The sequence below is a fragment of the Actinoallomurus sp. NPDC052274 genome (genome assembly GCF_040679475.1).
GTDB lineage: Bacteria > Actinomycetota > Actinomycetes > Streptosporangiales > Streptosporangiaceae > Actinoallomurus > Actinoallomurus liliacearum.
In genome coordinates, this window is the sequence record NZ_JBFAUT010000079.1 from 1 (window position 1) to 18,332 (window position 18,332).

The 18,332-nt window shown below is 72.5% G+C and carries 15 protein-coding genes and 1 pseudogene; 8 read left to right on the top strand and 8 right to left on the bottom strand.

Going from position 1 to position 18,332, the window contains the following annotated elements; translation table 11 throughout:
* A pseudogene (locus AB0K82_RS39925) lies at positions 1-95 on the top strand (2,3,4,5-tetrahydropyridine-2,6-dicarboxylate N-succinyltransferase); the annotation flags it as partial.
* 355 nt (positions 96-450) lie between these two features.
* Here AB0K82_RS39925 and AB0K82_RS39930 read toward each other — a convergent pair.
* Entirely contained in the window at positions 451-1,860 is a 1,410-nt protein-coding gene (locus AB0K82_RS39930; protein WP_364407499.1) for an amidase, read from the bottom strand.
* A 201-nt stretch (positions 1,861-2,061) separates the two neighbouring features.
* Between AB0K82_RS39930 and AB0K82_RS39935 the strand changes: the two genes are divergently transcribed.
* Both AB0K82_RS39935 and ilvD read left to right on the top strand, forming a co-directional pair.
* Positions 2,062-2,919: a nuclease-related domain-containing protein gene (locus AB0K82_RS39935; RefSeq protein WP_364407502.1), complete on the top strand. Its 858-nt coding sequence runs from the start codon at positions 2,062-2,064 to the stop codon at positions 2,917-2,919.
* 106 nt (positions 2,920-3,025) lie between these two features.
* Positions 3,026-4,870, top strand: coding sequence for a dihydroxy-acid dehydratase (gene ilvD / locus AB0K82_RS39940; RefSeq protein ID WP_364407505.1), 1,845 nt, complete (start codon positions 3,026-3,028; stop codon positions 4,868-4,870).
* 378 nt (positions 4,871-5,248) lie between these two features.
* Here the strand turns inward: ilvD and AB0K82_RS39945 are convergent, their stop codons facing one another.
* Both AB0K82_RS39945 and AB0K82_RS39950 read right to left on the bottom strand, forming a co-directional pair.
* Positions 5,249-6,058 carry a methyltransferase domain-containing protein gene (locus AB0K82_RS39945; protein WP_364407508.1) on the bottom strand — a complete coding sequence of 270 codons (810 nt, stop codon included), beginning with the start codon at positions 6,056-6,058 and terminating at the stop codon, positions 5,249-5,251.
* Positions 6,055-8,160: a prolyl oligopeptidase family serine peptidase gene (locus tag AB0K82_RS39950; protein ID WP_364407511.1), complete on the bottom strand. Its 2,106-nt coding sequence runs from the start codon at positions 8,158-8,160 to the stop codon at positions 6,055-6,057. The genes AB0K82_RS39945 and AB0K82_RS39950 overlap by 4 nt, the downstream gene beginning before the upstream one ends.
* Positions 8,161-8,275: 115 nt before the next feature.
* Between AB0K82_RS39950 and AB0K82_RS39955 the strand changes: the two genes are divergently transcribed.
* From AB0K82_RS39955 to AB0K82_RS39965, 3 genes are all read left to right on the top strand, one after another.
* Positions 8,276-8,980, top strand: a complete 705-nt coding sequence (locus AB0K82_RS39955; RefSeq protein ID WP_364407514.1) for a hypothetical protein — start codon at positions 8,276-8,278, stop codon at positions 8,978-8,980.
* A gap of 274 nt (positions 8,981-9,254) precedes the next feature.
* Positions 9,255-9,764, top strand: coding sequence for an HNH endonuclease (locus AB0K82_RS39960; protein ID WP_364407517.1), 510 nt, complete (start codon positions 9,255-9,257; stop codon positions 9,762-9,764).
* A gap of 58 nt (positions 9,765-9,822) precedes the next feature.
* Entirely contained in the window at positions 9,823-10,053 is a 231-nt protein-coding gene (locus AB0K82_RS39965) for a zinc ribbon domain-containing protein (RefSeq protein WP_364407520.1), read from the top strand.
* A gap of 119 nt (positions 10,054-10,172) precedes the next feature.
* Here AB0K82_RS39965 and AB0K82_RS39970 read toward each other — a convergent pair whose 3' ends face one another.
* The 3 genes from AB0K82_RS39970 to AB0K82_RS39980 form a co-directional block, all read right to left on the bottom strand.
* Positions 10,173-12,098, bottom strand: coding sequence for an ABC transporter permease (locus tag AB0K82_RS39970; protein ID WP_364407523.1), 1,926 nt, complete (start codon positions 12,096-12,098; stop codon positions 10,173-10,175).
* A 2-nt stretch (positions 12,099-12,100) separates the two neighbouring features.
* Positions 12,101-12,871, bottom strand: a complete 771-nt coding sequence (locus AB0K82_RS39975; protein ID WP_364407526.1) for an ABC transporter ATP-binding protein — start codon at positions 12,869-12,871, stop codon at positions 12,101-12,103.
* A 194-nt stretch (positions 12,872-13,065) separates the two neighbouring features.
* Positions 13,066-13,920, bottom strand: a complete 855-nt coding sequence (locus tag AB0K82_RS39980; RefSeq protein ID WP_364407529.1) for a CPBP family intramembrane glutamic endopeptidase — start codon at positions 13,918-13,920, stop codon at positions 13,066-13,068.
* A gap of 144 nt (positions 13,921-14,064) precedes the next feature.
* Here AB0K82_RS39980 and AB0K82_RS39985 point away from each other — a divergent pair, with 144 nt between their 5' ends.
* Both AB0K82_RS39985 and AB0K82_RS39990 read left to right on the top strand, forming a co-directional pair.
* Complete coding sequence (locus AB0K82_RS39985; protein WP_364407532.1) at positions 14,065-15,381, top strand: sensor domain-containing protein; 1,317 nt, start codon at positions 14,065-14,067, stop codon at positions 15,379-15,381.
* Entirely contained in the window at positions 15,366-16,025 is a 660-nt protein-coding gene (locus tag AB0K82_RS39990) for a response regulator transcription factor (protein WP_364407535.1), read from the top strand. Before AB0K82_RS39985 ends, AB0K82_RS39990 begins: the two co-directional genes overlap by 16 nt.
* 168 nt (positions 16,026-16,193) lie before the next feature.
* On the opposite strand, the gene AB0K82_RS39995 is transcribed toward AB0K82_RS39990, so the two are convergent.
* Complete coding sequence (locus AB0K82_RS39995; RefSeq protein WP_364407542.1) at positions 16,194-16,769, bottom strand: GNAT family N-acetyltransferase; 576 nt, start codon at positions 16,767-16,769, stop codon at positions 16,194-16,196.
* 3 nt (positions 16,770-16,772) lie between these two features.
* The gene (locus AB0K82_RS40000) at positions 16,773-18,215 is read right to left on the bottom strand and encodes a tetratricopeptide repeat protein (RefSeq protein WP_364407545.1); all 1,443 of its coding nucleotides are present in this window, start codon (positions 18,213-18,215) and stop codon (positions 16,773-16,775) included.
* Positions 18,216-18,332: the final 117 nt, after the last annotated feature.

Sequence of the window (18,332 nt, forward strand, 5' to 3'; positions counted from 1 at the left end):
GATCCGCCATCGTGGGCGCGGTCGATCTGATCGACGCCGGGCAGGCGCGTGTGGCGTTCGTCGACGAGTCCACCGACGAGGTGGTCGTCGACGAGAGTCGCGAGCTCGACCCACACCTCGGCGTCGTCCGCCGCGAGCAGGTCCTCCCCGGCGAAGACGACGGCGGTGGGCGGGAGCAGCCGGGCACGGCGCTCCCGGTCGATCCGCTCCCGCTCCCGGCGTACGGCCTCCGGTGAGGAGACGTCCGCGCCCAGCGCGCCGAGCACCGCCTTGATCGTCTTCTCCGGGACGTCGGCGGGCCGGCCCCGCCAGTCCGTGTAGGAGGTCTCGACGCCGTACGCGGCGGCCAGAGCGTTCAGGTCCTCGGTGCCCGCTGCCACGATGTCGTCTCCCACGGTGTCCTCGTCCTCGGTGCCGGTTCCTGCCACGTTGGCTACGATGCCCCGTCGATCAGTCCCAAATCGGGGGATGGCGATGTGCCCAGGGCCGGGCCTCCTCCAACTGCGCCGACAGGGCGATCAGGGTGGCCTCGTCGCCCATCCGGCCGGCGAGCATGACGCCGATGGGCAGGTCGCCGTCGGTCCAGTGCAGGGGGACGTTCACCGCGGGCTGGCCGGTGACGTTGTACACCGAGGTGAACGGCGTGAAGAGCGTCTGCCGGACGAAGTTCTCCTCGGGCCCGACCTCGTCGAAGTGCCCGACGGGGACGGGCGGCAGCGCGAGGGTCGGCTGCAGGATCACGTCGTACTGGTCGAGACGCGGCAGCCCCGTTCGTACCGCCAGTTGCAGGGCCGCCTGGGCGCGCAGGAGCTGCGGCGCGGTGATCGCGTTGCCGCGCTCGCGCAGGTAACGGGTCAGCGGGCGCAGCCGCTCCTCCCTGTCGGGCGGGACCGGGGTCATCGTGGCCATGGACGCCCAGAGGACCTCGAAGTGGGGCATCAACTCCTCCTTCCACGGAGTGTCGATGTCCTCCACCTCATGGCCCAGCTCCACCAGCAGTTCGCTCGCGGCCTCGTACGCGGCCAGGCAGTCGGGGTGCACCTGGGCGGCGGGAACCGGGGGGACGGCGGTCCGGCCGACGCGCAGCCGTCCCGGCGCCCGGTCGGCGGCCTCGAGGAAGGTCCCCTCCGGGGGCGCGGCGCGGTACATGTCGCCTGGAGCGTTCCCGGCCATGACGTCGAGGAGCAGGGCGGCGTCCCGGACGGTCCGCGTGATCGGGCCGCTGGTCGACAGGCCGACGAGATCGGGGACGATGGGGCCCTGGCTGATGCGGCCGCGCGTCGGCTTGATCCCGAAGAGGCCGCACACGCTGGTCGGGATCCGGATGGATCCGCCGCCGTCGCTGCCGTGCGCGGCAGGCGCGAGCCCGGCGGCGACCGCGGCGGCGGCGCCGCCGCTGGACCCGCCGGCGGAGCGTTCGAGGTCCCAGGGCGTGCGCGCGGGAGGCGCCACGTCGTTTTCGGTGTAACAGGGCAGTCCGAATTCTGGTGTATTGGTCTTCCCTAGGAGAATCGTCCCTGCCTGCCGCAGAAAAGCGACGACGTTGTCGTCGGTGAATGCGGTGAAGTCGGCAAAGGCCGCCGAGCCGAGGGTCGTCCGTACGTCCTTGACCATGTTGAGGTCCTTGACGGGGACCGGAACGCCCAGCAGCGGGGCCTCCTCGCCCGACATGACCGCCCGCTCCGCCGTCTTGGCCTGGTCACGCGCGAGGTCCGCCGTCACGGTGACGTAAGCGCCGACGCGGTCCGCGAGACGGTCGATGCGATCGAGGTAGTGCTCGGCGATGTCGACGGGTGAGAGTTCCCGGCCGCGGATCGCGGCGGCCTGCTCCCGAACGCTGAGATCATGAATATGCGTCACAAGTGAAAACGGTACGCCCACCGAAAGTTGCAGCAGAGCAGTGGGGGATGGGATTTATCTACCCTGGTAACATGCCACTGAACCGCGCATGAGCAGAGACAAAAGTATCAACCGGACACGACTATGCACTCGGCTCCGGCTCTGGTTACGCTTCGCACGGAAGATCATTGTGCTGCAGTCAATCGAGCACGGAGTGTCGACATGGCCAGTGTGGAGCGAGGCGAGACCACTCAGACGTCCACACGCGAGCACCCCGACGACGAACGTCCGTTCGAGCTGCCCGGTGAAGAGGGCTCGGCCGAACGTCCTGCCGAGGGACGCCCGCCAAGGCGGCGGAGGGAGCAGGCGATCGGAGGGCGGATCAGCGATCCGCAGATCCAACGCTGGATGATCCGCGCCGGCGCGGCCGCCGTTCTGGGCCTGCTGTTCGCGATCATCTTCGAGATCCGGATCGGCTTGGCCGTGGCGGTGCTCACCGTGGTCGTCGACGTCGTACGGCGATCACGTCAGCACTCCAGCGTGGAGGCGTGGCGCAAGCCGTCGGTCGCGGAACGCCGGACCGAGCGGCAACTGCGGGGCATGGAGAAGGCCGGCTATCGCACCCTCCACGCCCGCGCGGTCCCCCGTGACGAGGAGGGCGTCAGCGACGGGCAGATCGACCACCTCGTCATCGGGCCGACCGGCGTGTACGCCGTCGACTCGGAGAAGTGGGACAAGCGGCTGCCCGTACGCGCGCTGTCGCACCGCAAGCTGTTCCTCGGGCCGTTCAACAAGAAGGAGCGCCTGGACGAGGCCCGCTGGGAGGCCGACCAGGCCAGCAAGCTGATCAGCGGAGAGCTCGGCTACGAGGTCCCGGTGCAGCCGTCGCTGGCCATCTACGGCCCGGCGATCTCCTGGAAGGTCCTGATGGTGCGCGACGTCGACGTCTACTCCGGCGGGCGGGCCCGCAACTACCTGCGTCGTCGGCCCAAGATCCTCACCGCGGTGGACATCGAGCGGATCTACAACGCCGCCGAGCGCGTGCTGCCCCCGAAGTACCCCGATCCCGACCAGGAATGACCCGGCGCTCGACGCGCGAGCATCTCGGAAACTGAGACCACCGTCTCATCCGGGCCGCCGACCCCATACGATCGAATCCTGAGCACGGAATCGATGGGAGAGGCAGATGCCCCCGCTGAGGTCACGAACGGTCACGCACGGCAGGAACATGGCGGGAGCCAGGGCCCTTCTCCGGGCCACCGGCGTAGCGCGTGAGGACTTCGGCAAGCCCATCATCGCGGTCGCCAACAGCTTCACCGAGTTCGTCCCCGGCCACGTCCACCTGCGCGAGGTCGGCCAGGTCGTCGCCGCCGCCGTGAAGGAGGCGGGCGGGGTCCCGCGCGAGTTCAACACGATCGCGGTCGACGACGGCATCGCGATGGGCCACGGCGGCATGCTCTACTCGCTGCCGTCCCGCGAGCTGATCGCCGACTCGGTCGAGTACATGGTCAACGCGCACTGCGCCGACGCGCTGATCTGCGTCTCGAACTGCGACAAGATCACGCCGGGCATGCTGATCGCGGCCATGCGGCTCAACATCCCGACCGTGTTCGTCTCCGGCGGGCCGATGGAGGCGGGCAAGCCGGTCGACGGCACGACCAAGCTCGACCTGATCGACCCGATGATCGCCGCCGCGGACGAGTCCGTCTCCGACGAGACGCTCGCCCAGATGGAGGAGAACGCCTGCCCGACCTGCGGGTCCTGCTCGGGCATGTTCACCGCCAACTCGATGAACTGCCTGACCGAGGCGATCGGCCTGTCCCTCCCCGGCAACGGCACGGTCCTGGCCACGCACGCGGACCGCAAGAAGCTGTTCCAGGACGCCGGGCGCCGCGTCGTGGAGATCGCCAACCGGTACTACGCCGAGGACGACGGGACCGTCCTCCCGCTGAACATCGCGACCCGCGACGCGTTCGAGAACGCCATGGCGCTCGACGTGGCGATGGGCGGCTCGACCAACACGATCCTGCACCTGCTCGCCGCGGCCCGGGAGGCCGGCGTCGACTTCGGCCTGAAGGAGATCGACGAGCTCTCCCGCCGCGTGCCCTGCATCTGCAAGGTCGCCCCGGCCACCGCCAAGTACCACATCGAGGACGTCCACCGGGCCGGCGGCATCCCCGCGATCCTCGGCGAGCTCGACCGGGCCGGGCTGCTCAACCGCACGGTCCACACGATCCACAGCGGGTCGCTGGGCGAGTTCCTCGATGCGCACGACGTCCGGTCCCCCGGCGTGCGGCCGGAGGCCGTGGAGCTGTTCCACGCGGCGCCGGGCGGGGTCCGCACGACCAAGCCGTACAGCCAGGACAACCGCTGGCAGGAGCTCGATCTCGACCGCGAGCAGGGCTGCATCCGCGACGCCGAGCACGCCTACACCAAGGACGGCGGGCTCGCCATGCTGTACGGCAACCTCGCCGTCGAGGGCGCGGTCGTCAAGACCGCCGGCGTCGAGGAGGCCCTGTGGACCTTCGAGGGCCCGGCGGTCGTCTTCGAGAGCCAGGAGGACGCGGTCGAGGGCATCCTCGGCGACCGCGTCAAGCCGGGCGACGTCGTCGTCATCCGCTACGAGGGCCCCAAGGGCGGCCCGGGCATGCAGGAGATGCTGTACCCGACGTCCTTCCTCAAGGGCCGCGGGCTCGGCAAGGCCTGCGCGCTGATCACCGACGGGCGCTTCTCCGGCGGCACCAGCGGCCTGTCCATCGGCCACGCCTCCCCGGAGGCCGCGGCCGGCGGTGACATCGCCCTGGTCGAGGACGGCGACCGGATCGTCATCGACATCCCGCGCCGCGAGCTCCGCCTCGACGTGCCCGCCGACGAGCTCCAGGCGCGCCGCGAGCGCCTCCTGAAGGAGCTGGGCTCCTTCCGGCCCCGCGACCGGCACCGCCCGGTCAGCGCCGCGCTCCAGGCGTACGCCGCGATGGCCACCTCGGCCTCCACCGGCGCCGCCCGCGACATCTCCCAGCTCGGCGGCTGACCCTCCGGATCCGGTGGGCGTGCCACGCCCACCGGATCGATTCCCGTTCCTGCGAGACCGGTCAACCGGCGGTCAGGTTCGCGTGTCGAACTCATGGAAGATCGACATCCGCGTGAGACCCGCTGTTCGCGGGTCCACCAATGGAACGGGAGATCATGCTCGTCTCGCTGAAGCGTGCCGCGCTGGCCGGCGTCGTCGGCCTGCTCGCACTCGGTGCCCGACCCGGCTCCGGCTAGGACGCCAACGTGAATGCGATCACCCTGATCCCCGGCACCCGATCCGTGGTGGGAGCCGGTGAACTCGTCCTCGACGGAGACGCGGCGGCGACCGTCTACCGGTACGGCCCGGCGAGCTGACGGAGACCCTGCCCGGCCTCCGTCAGCCGTCGCGGGTGGCGCCGACGAACTGCATCAGGCCGTACGAGCGCTGACGGAGAGCGGTGAAGCCGCGGCCGCGCAGGGCGTTGCAGAGGTCGTCGGCGCCGAACATCCGGATGCCGGTCAGCCGCCCGAGGACGGAGCTACCCATGCCGATGACGGGCAGCTCCGGCTTCCGGGTCGTGAGGAACGCGGCCCGGCCGCCGGGCTTCAGCACGCGGGTGATCCCGTCGACGGCCGCCCACGGGTCGTCGAAGAGGTAGAGACCGCCGAAGCAGCACACCGCGTCGAACACCTCGTCGCCGAACGGCAGGTCGGCCGCGTCACCGCGGACGTACGCGACCTCGGCGGCGCCGTTCGCGCCCCGGGGGCTCGGCCGCACCGTGTCGGTCACGGCGCGGTCGAGCATGGTCGAGGAGGCGTCGACGCCCACGACGAGCCCGTGGCCCGTCATCCCGGCGGCCAGCGCCCGGGTGACGTTGCCGGGGCCGCAGGCCACGTCGAGCACCGTGCCGTCCGGGATCGCGGCGAGGTCCAGCCAGTCCCGGGCGAGGGCGTACTCCTCCTCGATGTCCGGGCCGAGCGGGCCCTTGAACATCCCGAACAGCACCGGCCGCCACAGGTCCTCGTAGATCTTCGGGAGGAAGCCGGAGCGCATCAGGCGCTGCGCGATCGTGTCGTGCGGCCGGTCCTCCTCGCCGAGCAGGTCGAGGTAGCCGTGCGCCACGTCCGGCTCCGCGGGCGGCCGGTCCAGCAGCGGCAGGACGCGGTCGAGGACGTTCGGCCGGCCTCCCCCGCTCGCCTCGCTCATGGCCGCGGAGCCTCCCCGTCCAGCGTGAGCCCCGTGCGGGCGGCCATGAAGGACAGCGTGTCCACACTGAGGTCGATCGAGCGGCTGACGGCGCGGGCGCCGTGCCCGACCTCGGCCTCGTTGCGCAGGAGGACGGGCCCGCCCGCCTCGGAGGTCGCGTGCTGCAGCGCCGCGCACATCTTGCGGGCGTGCAACGGGTCGACGCGCGTGTCGCTCTCGAACACCGTGAAGAGGGTGGCCGGGTAGGCGACGCCGTCCCGCACGTGGTGGTACGGCGAGTAGGAGTACAGCCAGCCGAACTGCTCTGGGTCCTCGGCGGAGCCGTACTCGACGTTCCAGGTCTGGCCGAGGCCGAACCGCTCGTACCGCACCATGTCGAGCAGCGGCGCCGAGCAGACGGCGGCCGCGTACAGGTCGGGCCGCTGGGTGATCGCGGCGCCGACGAGCAGGCCGCCGTTGGAGCCGCCGGAGACGGCCAGCCGGTCCGCCGTGGTCCACCCGTCGGCGATCAGCTTCTCGGCGGCGGCGTGGAAGTCGTCGAAGACGTTCTGCTTCTTGTCCAGCATCCCCGCGCGGTGCCACTCCTCGCCCTCCTCCGAGCCGCCGCGCAGGTTGGCGACGACGTAGACGCCGCCGGCCTCCACCCAGGCGAGCGTCCCTGCGGAGTAGGCGGGCGTCAGCGGGACGTTGAAGCCGCCGTAGCCGTACAGGATGGTCGGCCGGGGCTCGCCCGGCGCCGCGTCGGCGCGGGCGACGATGAGCATGCGGACCTCGGTGCCGTCCTTGGAGGTGTACGTCACCTGGCGCGCCTGGACGTCGGGGACGTCGACGGTGCCGGGCGGGGACGCCCAGAGCGTCGTCTCGCCCGTGGCGGCGTCGAAGCGGTAGACCGACGACGGCGTCGTGTGGTCGACGTAGGTGAACCACGCCTCGTGACCGCCCTCGGGGCGTTCGACGATCCCGCCGATCGACCCGAGCCCGGGCGCCGGGACCGCGCCGATCCGCTCCCCCGTCGCCAGGTCGTGGACGGTGATCTCACTGATCGCGTGGCGGGTCCACCCCGCGAGGAGGATCGGCCGGTCCAGGTCGTCGAGGATCGCGAAGTCGGCGAGGACCGCCTCGGCGTCCTCGGGGATCAGGTCGCGCCAGGTGTCGGGCGACACGTCGGCCGGGTCGGCGACGCAGAGCCGGCCGCGCGGGGCGTCCAGGTCGGTGAAGGCGTACGCGCGGCCGTCCCGCGCGACGTGCACGCCGGTCTCGGCGTCCACGCCCTCCTGGATCACCCGCAGCTCCGGGGTCTCCGGGGCGGAGGCGCTCAGGTCGGCGATCCACAGGTCGTTGCGCGGCGCGGTCCCCTGGGAGGAGGAGAGGGTCAGCCAGCGGCCGTCGCGGCTGACGCCGACGCCGTAGTAGTTGGTCTTCTCCCGCCCCGAGCCGAAGATCATCACGTCGTCGGTCTCGGGATCGGTCCCGACCCGATGCAGGTAGACGCGGCGGTGGTACTGGTCCTCCCCCGCCGGGACCTGGTCGGCGGGGAGCCGGCGGACGTAGTAGTACGCCTCGCCGCCCGGCAGCCAGGCGACCGGCGTGTAGCGGCACCGCTCGATCGGCCCCTCGACGGTCTCACCGGTGGCGACGTCCATCACGTACAGCTTGGACTCCTCGTCGCCGCCGTGGGACAGCTGGTAGGCCAGCAGGCGGCCCTCCTTGTCCGGCTGCCAGGAGTCCAGCGTCGTCGTGTGCGTCGGGTCGAGCGCCATCGGGTCGATCAGCGCCCGCTCCTCGCCACCGGGATCGACGGTGTAGAGGACGGCGTGCTCCTGCTCCGCGGTACGGCGCATGAAGAACCGGCGCTCGCCCCGCCACACCGGAGCGCCGACACTGCCGGCGCCGAGCAGCTCGCGCACCCGTGCCCGCAGCCGGTCCCGGCCGGGCAGGCCGTCGACCCCCTCGTGGAACAGCTCGTCCTGGGCCGTCAGCCACTTCTTGGTGTCGTCGGCGTTCGGATCCTCCAGCCACCGGTAGGGATCGGCGACGCGGTGACCGTGGATCTCCTCCACGATGTCCTGACGGTGCGCGGACGGGTACTGCGGTCGGCTCATGAACCGCACTTTACGAGGTCGGCGGAGCGGCCCGTGCGTGGCGTGGCGGTTTCCCCCCGGTCGCCGCACCGAGAAAGATGTGGGGCGCGTCTTTCCACGTTGATCGGGGGGAACAATGGAAGACACGCACGACCCGCACAGAGGGGCCTCGCGCGGCGGCGGGCACGCCCGCCGTACGGCGCTGGTCGCGGCGCCCGGACTGGCCGCCGTCGGCCTCGCCGCCGCGGTCCTGGCCGCCGGGCCCGCGCACGCCCGCACGCCGCACCCGGCGGCGCAGCGGCACGCGAAGCAGGCGGCGCACCCGGGACACACGGCGCAACCGTCCCCGTCGCCGTCGCGCTCGGCTCAGCCGTCTCCGTCGCCGTCGCGTTCGGCCCAGCCGACGCACCCGCCGTCCCAGCCGGCCCGGCCGGCACGGGAGGGCTCCCAGCGCTCTCGGGAGGCCCAGGGCGGGCACCGGGCGAAGGGCGCGGACCTGCACCTCGTGTTCGACCGGCCCGAGGCCGCGAAGGACTCCGGCGTCATCTGGCGCTGGACCGTCGTGAACGAGGGCGCCGGCACCGCCGACGACGTCGTCGCGACCCAGCAGGTCACGTCCGGCCACAAGATCCTCGGGCTGTCGAAGCCCTGCGCCTCGGACCACGAGACGGTCGTGTGCCGGTACGACACGATCGGCGCCGGCGACAAGCGCGCCGGCTGGATCAGGACCTCGGGCAGCCTCAAGGGCGGCCCGCTGCGCGTCGACGCGAAGATGACGTGGCGCGACCGGCGGACCGGCTCGGCCGAGGGGGCCGAGGGGAACCACCACCCGGGCCACTGACCGGACCGGCTCGGGAACCCCGGCGGGGTACGCCCGCCACCCGGGCCGCCGACCGGCCCGAGCCGCCTCCCGGGCAGCGCTTCCAGCAGATACCCCGATTTATGGGGTAGCGGGATCAGCATCTCAACAGCCACACTGATTGCAACTCGGGTATCACCCGTGAGGAGGTCCTCGTGGCGGGTGCGCTGGTGAGAACGATCGACGAGCCTCATGCCGAGGCACGCTGGAGCGTGGCCCGGGAGGCAGCCGGCGCCTGCGACGCGGAGGCCGTCTGATGAGACAGGTCCTGCTCCTCAACGCGACCTACGAGCCCCTGACCACCCTCCCGATGCGGCGCGCCGTCTGCCTGGTCCTGCGGGAGAAGGCGGAGATCGTCCACCACGACGCATCCGGAGCGCGGCTGCACTCGGCCTCCCTCGTCCTCGAGACGCCGTCGGTGATCCGGTTGCTGCGCTACGTCCGCATCCCGTACCGACAACGCGTGCCGCTCACCCGGGCGGCGCTCATGCGGCGCGACAACTTCCGGTGCGCCTACTGCGGCCTTCGCGCGGAGACGATCGACCACGTCATCCCGCGCAGCCGTGGCGGCAAGCACATCTGGGAGAACTGCGTCGCCTCCTGCATGCCTTGCAACCACCGCAAGGCCGACAAACTACTTGAAGAGATCGGCTGGAAGCTGCACGTCGCCCCGACCGTTCCACGCGGCGCGCACTGGCGGCTGATCGGCCTGATCAACGACGGCGACCCCCAGTGGGCGCCCTACGTCTCCGAACCCGCGGCCTGATCGCTCCGAACGGCGGACGGGGAATGACGGACGGGCGGCGACGTCGTACGCTGTGGCCGTGCCACGTTACGACTACCGCTGCCGCGCCTGTGGCGCGACGTTCGAGGTGTCCCGCCCGATGGCCGAGGCGTCCGCCCCGGCCGCCTGCCCCGACGGCCACGACGGCCACGACGGCCACGACGGCCACGACGACACGGTGAAGCTGCTGTCCACGGTGGCGGTCACCGGCGGCGCCACCGCGGCCCCGCCCACCGGCGGCGGCTGCTGCGGAGGCGGCTGCTGCGGCTGAGCCGAGCGCGGCGGTCGCCCCTGCGAGGCACCCGCCCACAGTCTTTCACGCTCCCTCTCGACCAGCCGGTTCCGCTCGGCTCCCGCCGCCGCTATCTCCCGCTCTCGCCCCGCACCGGCTCACTCGCGCGCGACCGCCAGCGCCACCGGTGGGGTCCGGGTCGCCGAGAGCGTGCTCCAGATGCTCGCCGCGGCGGTCACGATGAACGCGCCGGGCACGAGCAGGGCCAGGAGTTCCCAGGGCACCGCGACGAGCGGCCGGCCGACGGCCCGGGTGGACGCCGTGCCGAGTCCGGCCAGCGCCCCCGCCGCCACGAGCAGCCCGAGGAACAGGCCGATCGCGGTGACCGCCGCCGCCTCGATCAACGCCATCCGCACGACCTGCGGCCGGCTCATCCCGGTGAGCCGCACGACCGCGAACTCCACCTCGCGTTCGGCACCGGCGATCACCACCGCGTTGACGACGGCGACGGCGGCGTAGAGGCCGCCGAGGCCGACGAGCACCACGAAGATCGCCATGTTGCCCTTCTGCTGCGCGGCCGCCTCGTCGTCGGCCCACGTCGCCACCGTACGGACGGTCCCGATCCCCGCCGCGCGGATCCGCGCGGCGACCAGCGACGGAGCGGCGCCCGGGGCGACCTGGACGACCGTCCGGGTCGGCGCCTTGGCGATCATGTCCGCCGGGATGAGGTCGCGCGGGACGAGGAAGCCGTCCGCGCCGTTCTCCAGGACGGGGGCGAGCAGGGCGACGATCCGCACCCGTACGCGCCGCGCGCCGATCCGGACGGTGGCCGGCTGTCCACGCCGCAGGCCCTGCTCGCTCAGGCCGGGCCCGACCGCGATCGTCGCACCGTGCAACCGTTCCAGGGAGCCGGACCGCGGCGGGCGCCGGTGGGTCCGGCCGTACGCCGCCGGGTCGATCGCGACGATCCCCGAGTAGTAGGTGTGCCGCCGGACCGTGACCGCGATGGAGACGGTCGACTCCGGCGACGCGGCCGCGACGCCCGGCACGCCGGCGATCCGGGCGGCCTGGGCGCCGTTCGAGTCGACGACCAATTCGCCCGCCACGATGCGTCGCTGCTCCTCTCCGGCCATCCTGCCGAGTGATTCCAGGGCCCCCATCAGGCCGACGACCAGGGACACCAGCACGATCAGCGGCGCGGCCGTGGAGGCGCTGCGCCGTACGCCGTCCCGCAGGTTCGCCTGGGCGATCTCGCCCAGGGTGGTCCGCCGCAGCGCGCGGCCGAGCAGCCCGCCGACGAGCGGTACGACCAGGGGACTCAGCAGGCTCAGGGCCACCGCGCCCACCACGGACACGGTCATCGCGATGAGCAGCGCGCCGAGCACGTCGACGTGGCCGGTCTGCCCGGCGGCGACCAGCCAGATCACGCACGCCAGCAGGGAGAGACCGAACACCCAGCGGGCGGCGGTCATCACGCGGGCGGCGCGCCCGGTGACCCGGAGCGACTCCAGCGGACGCACGAGCGCGGCCCGCCGCGCGGCCGTGAGCACGCCCAGCACCGCCACCGTGAGGCCGACGCAGCCCGACGCCAGCATGATCCCGGCGTCCAGCCGCGGGGAGACCCCGCCGGGCAGGAACCCGAACGCCGCGAGCAGCCACCCCTGGGCCCAGGTACCGGGGACGCCGAGCAGGACGCCCGCCCCGGCACCCACCGCCCCGAGCAGCGCCGCCTCCGCGAGCAGCAGGCCCACGAGCTGCAGGCGGCTCGCCCCGGCCAGCCGCAGCAGCGCGAGCTCACGGCGCCGCTGCGCCACGGTGAACGCGAACGTCGACCCCACGATGAACAGCGCGAGGAACCCGGCCAGCATGACCGTCATGCCGAGAAGCGTCGCGGCGCCCGCGTAGGAGTCCTGGATCCGCTCCCTGGCCTGTCCGGACACGCCGGCGGGGATCCGGGCGTCGGCGACCGAGGCCATCATCGACAGCGAGGACTGCATCAGGGCGACCCCCAGCGCGACGGCCAGGATCGCGCCGGCGAACATGCGCCGGTGTTCCCGGAAGTTGCTCCACGCGAGCCACGGCATGCTCAACCCTCCAGCCGCGCGAGCCGATCGGCGACCTCCCGGGCCGACGGGCGGATCGCTCGGTCGACGATCCGCCCGTCCGACAGGAACACCACCGCGTCCGCCCGAGCCGCCGCCCCGGGGTCGTGGGTGACCATGACGATCGTCTGCCCGGCCGAGTCGACCATGTCCCGCAGCAGCCCGAGCACCGTACGGGCCGATCCGGAGTCCAGCGCGCCGGTCGGCTCGTCGGCGAACAGCACCGCCGGTCGGGTCACCATCGCCCGCGCGATCGCCACCCGCTGCTGCTGCCCGCCCGACAGCTCCCGTGGCCGGTGCCGCAGCCGGTCCCCCAGGCCGACGGCCCGCAGCACGTCCTGCACGGCCTGCCGGGAGACCTTGCGCCCGGCGAGCCGCAGCGGCAGCGCGACGTTCTGCTCCGCGGTGAGCGAGCCGACGAGGTTGAAGCTCTGGAACACGAACCCGACGGTCTGCCGCCGCAGCGCGGTCAGCGCCCAGTCCTGCGCCGAGGTGATGTCGCGGCCGGTCAGCAGCACCCGTCCGCCGGTCGCCCGCTCCAGACCGGCCGCGCAGTGCAGGAGGGTCGACTTGCCCGACCCCGAGGGCCCCATCACCGCCGTCCACGACCCGGCGGGGAACCCGATGCTCACCCCGTCCAGGGCCCGGACCGCAGCCTCGCCCTTCCCGTACTCCCTGCTGACCTCGCGCAACTCCACCGCGGGCGCGGCCGGTCCCGCCGCCCATGACTGCCCGATCCCCTGTCCCACCGTCATAGGACGATCCCATCGCCCCGGCCGCTCGGACACATCAGGGCGAAGCACCGACCCGAGGTATACCTGGCCCTACCCCGCCCTACCCCATGGCCGCCACTTCCCCCGGGAGCGCGGCCGGCCTAGGACGCGTGACCGGAGGGCTCGGCAACCGCGGCCACGAAGCGGAAGAAGGTCGCCGCTCCGGAGGTCGGAGCTCAGCGGCGCGCGGGAACGCCGCGCGACTCGGAGTGCCGGGCCGGGCGGCGAGGAGTCAGGCGGCCGGTGAGGAGGATCCAGGCGCCGAGGGCGATGACCGGGACGTACATGATCAGCGTGATGGCGGTGTCGCCCAGTCCACTGTGTCCCAGGAACTGCCCGGTCAGCAGGGACAGGACCATGTTGTTGCCCGCGTGCGCCAGGCTCGGCGGCCAGACGCTGCCGCTCCGGGTCCACAGCCACGCGAGCAGCACCTCCTGGAAGACGAAGGCCACCGTCCAGACGGCCAGCCCGAGGGCGACGTGGCCGAACTGGATGTATCCGATGAATGCCAGCGGATAGTGCCACACGGCCCAGATCAGCCCGGTCGTCACCACGGAGGCCATCGGCCGGTCCGGGAACAGGCGGGGCCGCAGGTAGCTCGTCCAGCCGAACTCCTCACCCCAGTACAGCGGGGTCAGCACGACCACCACGACCATGAGCAGGAGCGGCGCCGACCAGCCCGGCAGGCCGGAGACGACCTCGTTCATCGGTGACAGGCCGGGGTGCCAGACCCCCGCGACCGCCGCCACGGCCAGGGCCGCGACGACGAACACCGGCGGGCCGAGCCAGGCCGCCAGGTAGGCGAACCACGATCTGCCCAGACGGAGACCCGCGTCGGCGAACCCCTCCCGCGTGATCCAGCGCCGTGTGATCACCGCCGCGACGGCGGGAGCGAACCCCATGGGAAGCTGCACCACCGGGTTCAGGACGGACAGGCCCAGCGCGAACCGGGCGGTGAACAGATACGCCCAGGTGACACCGAACGTCATCAGCAGGAAGGCCACCACGCCCTTTTTCTGCGTCGTGAGCACGCGACGTCCCCTTCGTGACTGAAATGATCTCCGGGCCACGGAACCAGCCGGTCGAGGCACCGGACATCACGGCGAGCCACCGGATCGAGGTAGGGCCAGGGCTCGTCGCGCCAAGCCGTGCGTCGGGCCGGTTACCGTACGTACGTGGCAGATTCCGCGGCTCGTACCGCGCTGGAGGCGGTGCTCCGGCGCCGTTTCCTGATCAGCGGCTGGCCGTGGCGGTGCCTGGCCTACCTGGTGACGTCGGCGGTTCCGCTGGTCGCGATGGGCGTGCCGATCCTGCTGTTCGGGACGCCGTGGGTGCTCGCGCTGCGGCGGGCGGCGGACGGCGGCCGGGCGCCGCTCACCGTCGCCCTGCTCGTCGCGCTCGGCGTGCTGCTCGTCGCGGGCGTCGGCCCGCTGTTCGCCGTTCCGCTGGCCGAGCTGGAACGCCGTCGGCTGCGCCTCGTGGACGCCCGGCCGGTCGAGTCGGGGCACCGTACGGCCCGGGGGTCCCGGGCCTGGCTGCGGACCCGGTACACCGAGGCGGCGACCTGGCGAGAGCTGGGCTACGTCTGTCTGCTCGGCGCGGTGGCACCGGCGCTGTACGCGGCGCTGCTGGCGTTCGCGCTGGTGGTCGGGGCGTTCCTCCTGAGCCCGCTGCTGGCCGATGGCACCGCGGTCGCGCTCGGGTTCGACAGCGTGACGAACGCGAGGGAGGCCCTTCCCTACGCGCTCGCCGGTCTGGTGCTGCTGCCCGCCGTCCCCTACCTGACGGCGGTCGTCGCCGGGGCGCACGGGGCCGTGGCCCGGGGGCTGCTGGGACGCGGGCCGGACGAACGGCTGCGGGCCGAGCTCGTCGAGGTGTCGCGGTCCCGGGCGCGGCTGGTCGACGCGTTCGAGGCCGAGCGCCGACGCATCGAGCGAGACCTGCACGACGGCGCGCAGCAGCGCCTGCTGGGGCTGACGCTGCACCTGGGCATGGCCCGGTTGGACCTCCCGCCCGGCTCCCCCGCGGCCCAGAGCGTCGCCGACGCGCACGAAGAGGCCAAACTGCTCATGACGGAGCTACGGGAGTTGATCCGCGGCATCCACCCGCGGGTGCTCACCGACCGGGGACTGCCCGCCGCGCTGCGCGAGCTCGCCGACCGGTCCGCCGTCCCCGTGACGGTCGACGCCGACCTGCCGGATCGGCTGCCGGCCCACGTCGAGGGGACCGCGTACTTCGTCGTCGTCGAGGCACTGAACAACGTCGCCAAGCACAGCCGCGCCGCCGAGGCGGTGGTCGCCGTACGCCGGCGGGGCGACCTGCTGACCGTGGAGGTTCGCGACGACGGCGAGGGCGGGGCGGACCCGCGCGCGGGGTCCGGGCTGACCGGCCTGGCGGACCGGGTCGCCGTGATCGACGGCAGAATGCTCCTGTCGAGCCCGGTGGGCGGGCCGACCGTCGTCCAAGTGGAGCTTCCGTGCGGGAAAGAGTAGTCCTCGCCGAGGACGGGGTGCTGCTGCGCGAGGGGCTGGCCGGCCTGCTCGGCCGGTTCGGCTTCGAGGTGGCGGCCACGGTCGGCGACGCCGACGCGCTCCTGAAGGCCGTGGCCGAGCACCGGCCGGACCTCGTCGTGACCGACATCCGGATGCCGCCCGGATTCACCGATGAGGGGCTGCGCGCCGCCGTCGAGCTGCGGCGCGCCGACCCCGGACTCGCCGTGGTGGCGCTGAGCCAGTACGTCGAGCTGAGCTACGCGGCCGACCTGCTCGACTCCGGGGACGGCCGGGGCGTGGGGTACCTCCTCAAGGACCGGGTGGTCGACGTCGAGGAGTTCGTCGCCGCCCTTCGGCGCGTGCTCGACGGGGGAACCGTCGTCGATCCCCAGGTCGTACGGCAGTTGCTGCGCCGCCGGCGTGATCCGCTGGCGCGGCTGTCGGCGCGCGAACGCGAGGTGCTCGGCCTGATCGCCGAGGGGCACTCCAACACCGCGATCGCCCGGATCCTCGTGATCTCCGAGGCGACCGTCGGCAAGCACGTCGGCAGCATCCTCACCAAGCTCGACCTGCCTCCGACCGAGGACACGCACCGCAGGGTCCTGGCGGTCCTCGCCTATCTGCGCAGCGGCACCGTGACGTGAGCGGCGGCGGGGGGCACCGCCGCCGCCCACGGCCCCCTTCTTCAAGCCGGCCGCCCGCGGCGCGGGCGCCTGCTCGAAGTCGGCGACGCCGCCCGGCCCCGCGTCGGGGTCGGCGGCCACCGCGTACGGACGGCTTCCCCCCGCCAGGTCACCGCCCGTACGCGGCGCTCACCTCACCGGGCCCCCACCTTCGCGCGGGGCACCGTCGTCCAAGTGCTTCTCGAGGTAGACGGTGACGGTGCCGCCGGTCACCTTGCGATCGACCTCCCGCCACTCGAACGTTCGGTACAGCGCGAGCGCGGCCCGCTGCCGCACCGTCGTGTCGGCCCGGAGCACGCGGTAGCCGAGTTCGGCGGCGCGCTGCTGCAGGACGGTGACGAGCAGCGCGCCGTAGCCCCGGCCCTGCAGGTCGGGCCGGACGCGCAGGCGCACCATCTCGGCGGTGACGGCGTCGACGCGCCGTAGCCCGCCGAGCGCCGCCATCTCGCCGCGTACTTCTCCGACCAGGAACTCGCCCCGGTCCCGTAGGTAGATCTCCTCGATGCGAGCGAAGTCGTCGTCGTAGTACACGCCGTCGCCCGGACGCACCCCCACCCGGAACAGGCACTCCTGGTGGAGGGTGAACGCCGCCTCGTGGTCACGTGCGGTGTAGCGCCGCAGGCGGAGGTCGGCGACCTCCCACTCGGGCGGTTCGTACGACAGCCGCCGCACGCTCGCCGAGACGCCTCCCGGCAGGCGGGCCACCCGTCAGGCCTGCTTTCGGGTGATGCCCGCCGTGGCCGGACCGGCGAGTGCGTCACGGAACTCGCGGGCCGCCCGGATGTCGCCGTACTGCGCGACCACCGCGCTGGCGAGCTGACGGGCCCGGTGGATCACGATGTCGGTCCGGTGCGCGGCCGACACCGCGAGGATGGTCTCCTTGGCGGTGCGCAGCGCCTCTTCGGGCTCTCCTTCCTGGAGCCGGCACGACGCGCGGTCGAGCCAGATGAGCGTGCGGTCGAGTTCCTCGGTCGCGGGGTAGAGGGTCAGCGCCTTGCGGAGCGTCTCCTCCGCGTTCCCGTGATCGCCGAGGTTGGTGTAGGTGTCGCCCGTGTGGAAGGCCAGTTGGCGCTCGGTGTAGCCGAAGGCGGTGTCCTTGACCTGGTCCTTTCCGAGTTGGGAGAAGACCGCCTGGCCGCGGGCGATCGCGCGCTTGGCGCTGGGGACCGCCTCGCCCCGGCCCCGCTTGACGAGCATGCCGAGCGCGCGCGCCTCGACGATCGGGGCCATGGCGCCGGCCACGCTGGGTACGCGGCCGGCCAGGTCCTGCGCCCGGCGGGCCAGGTGCAGTGCCTCACGGGGATCCCCGTAGTACATCGGGACGAGCGACTCGCGCACGCTCACCCAGGCCCGGAGCGCCCGGTCGCCGGTCTCGTCGGCGGCCGTCCGCGCCGTGCGGAAGAAGGAGCGGGAGAGGCGGTGGTCGCCCAGGTCGATCATGATGACGCCGGACAGACCGGACAGTTTCGCCGCGATGCGGCAGAGTCGTTCCTGCAGCTCGATCGGCTGCCGCTGCTCGCACATCCGGCGGACCTCGCTGAAGTCCAGCAGGACGTCGCAGAGCAGTCGCAGCGGTGGGGTGGACATGTACTGCTGTCCGTACCCCTGGACGGTCTCCTCCCACTGGTCGAGCATGGTCGGGGACACCGAGGCGTTGACCAGGGTGTCGTCCATGCGGCGGCGGATGCCGTCCACCGCCCCCAGGATCTGGCCGTCGAGCACCACGCCTGCTCCGGCCAGGAGTTGCAGGAGAGTTCGCCGAAGCACTATGTCCTCCTCGTCTCCGTCCGTGCCGCCCGCCGGGCCTTCGGCGCGGTAATGAACCCGGGAGAGGCGTGGACCGGAGGTCCGTTCGAATTCGGTCGTCCATTCGCTGCCGCCCGTGACGACGGTTCGCGGTCCGATCACACTGTCGGGCTCGCGAGTGCCGGTCTCCTGGACGCCGGCGCGTGGGCGGTCGTGCCGGTTGCCGCAGACGCACGGTCCTTGGAGACCGAGGTCGGCGGGCTCTACGCGATAAACGCCGCAGAGGTAGTGCAGATATTCGGGACCCGGGCGCTTGTAGCCGCTCTCGTACGCCGACAGCAGCGTCTCACCGAGCTTGGGACGAGGTTTTCCCTCGAGCTCGTACAGCGCCCTGACCTGGGCCACGACATCGGACAGGGCGATGCCGTGCGCGAGTCGCTGGGCTTTGATCTGACTGGTTCCGAAGATCGGCGCGCATTGATCGTGAATTTCCCGTGCGATGTCCGGCGGCGCGAGGCCCTG

Coding starts and splice junctions, on each gene's coding strand:
- AB0K82_RS39960 (WP_364407517.1), top strand. CDS start 9,255: ATGAGACAGGTCCTGCTCCTCAACGCGACCTACGAGCCCCTGACCACC.
- AB0K82_RS39935 (WP_364407502.1), top strand. CDS start 2,062: ATGGCCAGTGTGGAGCGAGGCGAGACCACTCAGACGTCCACACGCGAG.
- AB0K82_RS39955 (WP_364407514.1), top strand. CDS start 8,276: ATGGAAGACACGCACGACCCGCACAGAGGGGCCTCGCGCGGCGGCGGG.
- AB0K82_RS39975 (WP_364407526.1), bottom strand. CDS start 12,871: ATGACGGTGGGACAGGGGATCGGGCAGTCATGGGCGGCGGGACCGGCC.
- ilvD (WP_364407505.1), top strand. CDS start 3,026: ATGCCCCCGCTGAGGTCACGAACGGTCACGCACGGCAGGAACATGGCG.
- AB0K82_RS39950 (WP_364407511.1), bottom strand. CDS start 8,160: ATGAGCCGACCGCAGTACCCGTCCGCGCACCGTCAGGACATCGTGGAG.
- AB0K82_RS39945 (WP_364407508.1), bottom strand. CDS start 6,058: ATGAGCGAGGCGAGCGGGGGAGGCCGGCCGAACGTCCTCGACCGCGTC.
- AB0K82_RS39970 (WP_364407523.1), bottom strand. CDS start 12,098: ATGCCGTGGCTCGCGTGGAGCAACTTCCGGGAACACCGGCGCATGTTC.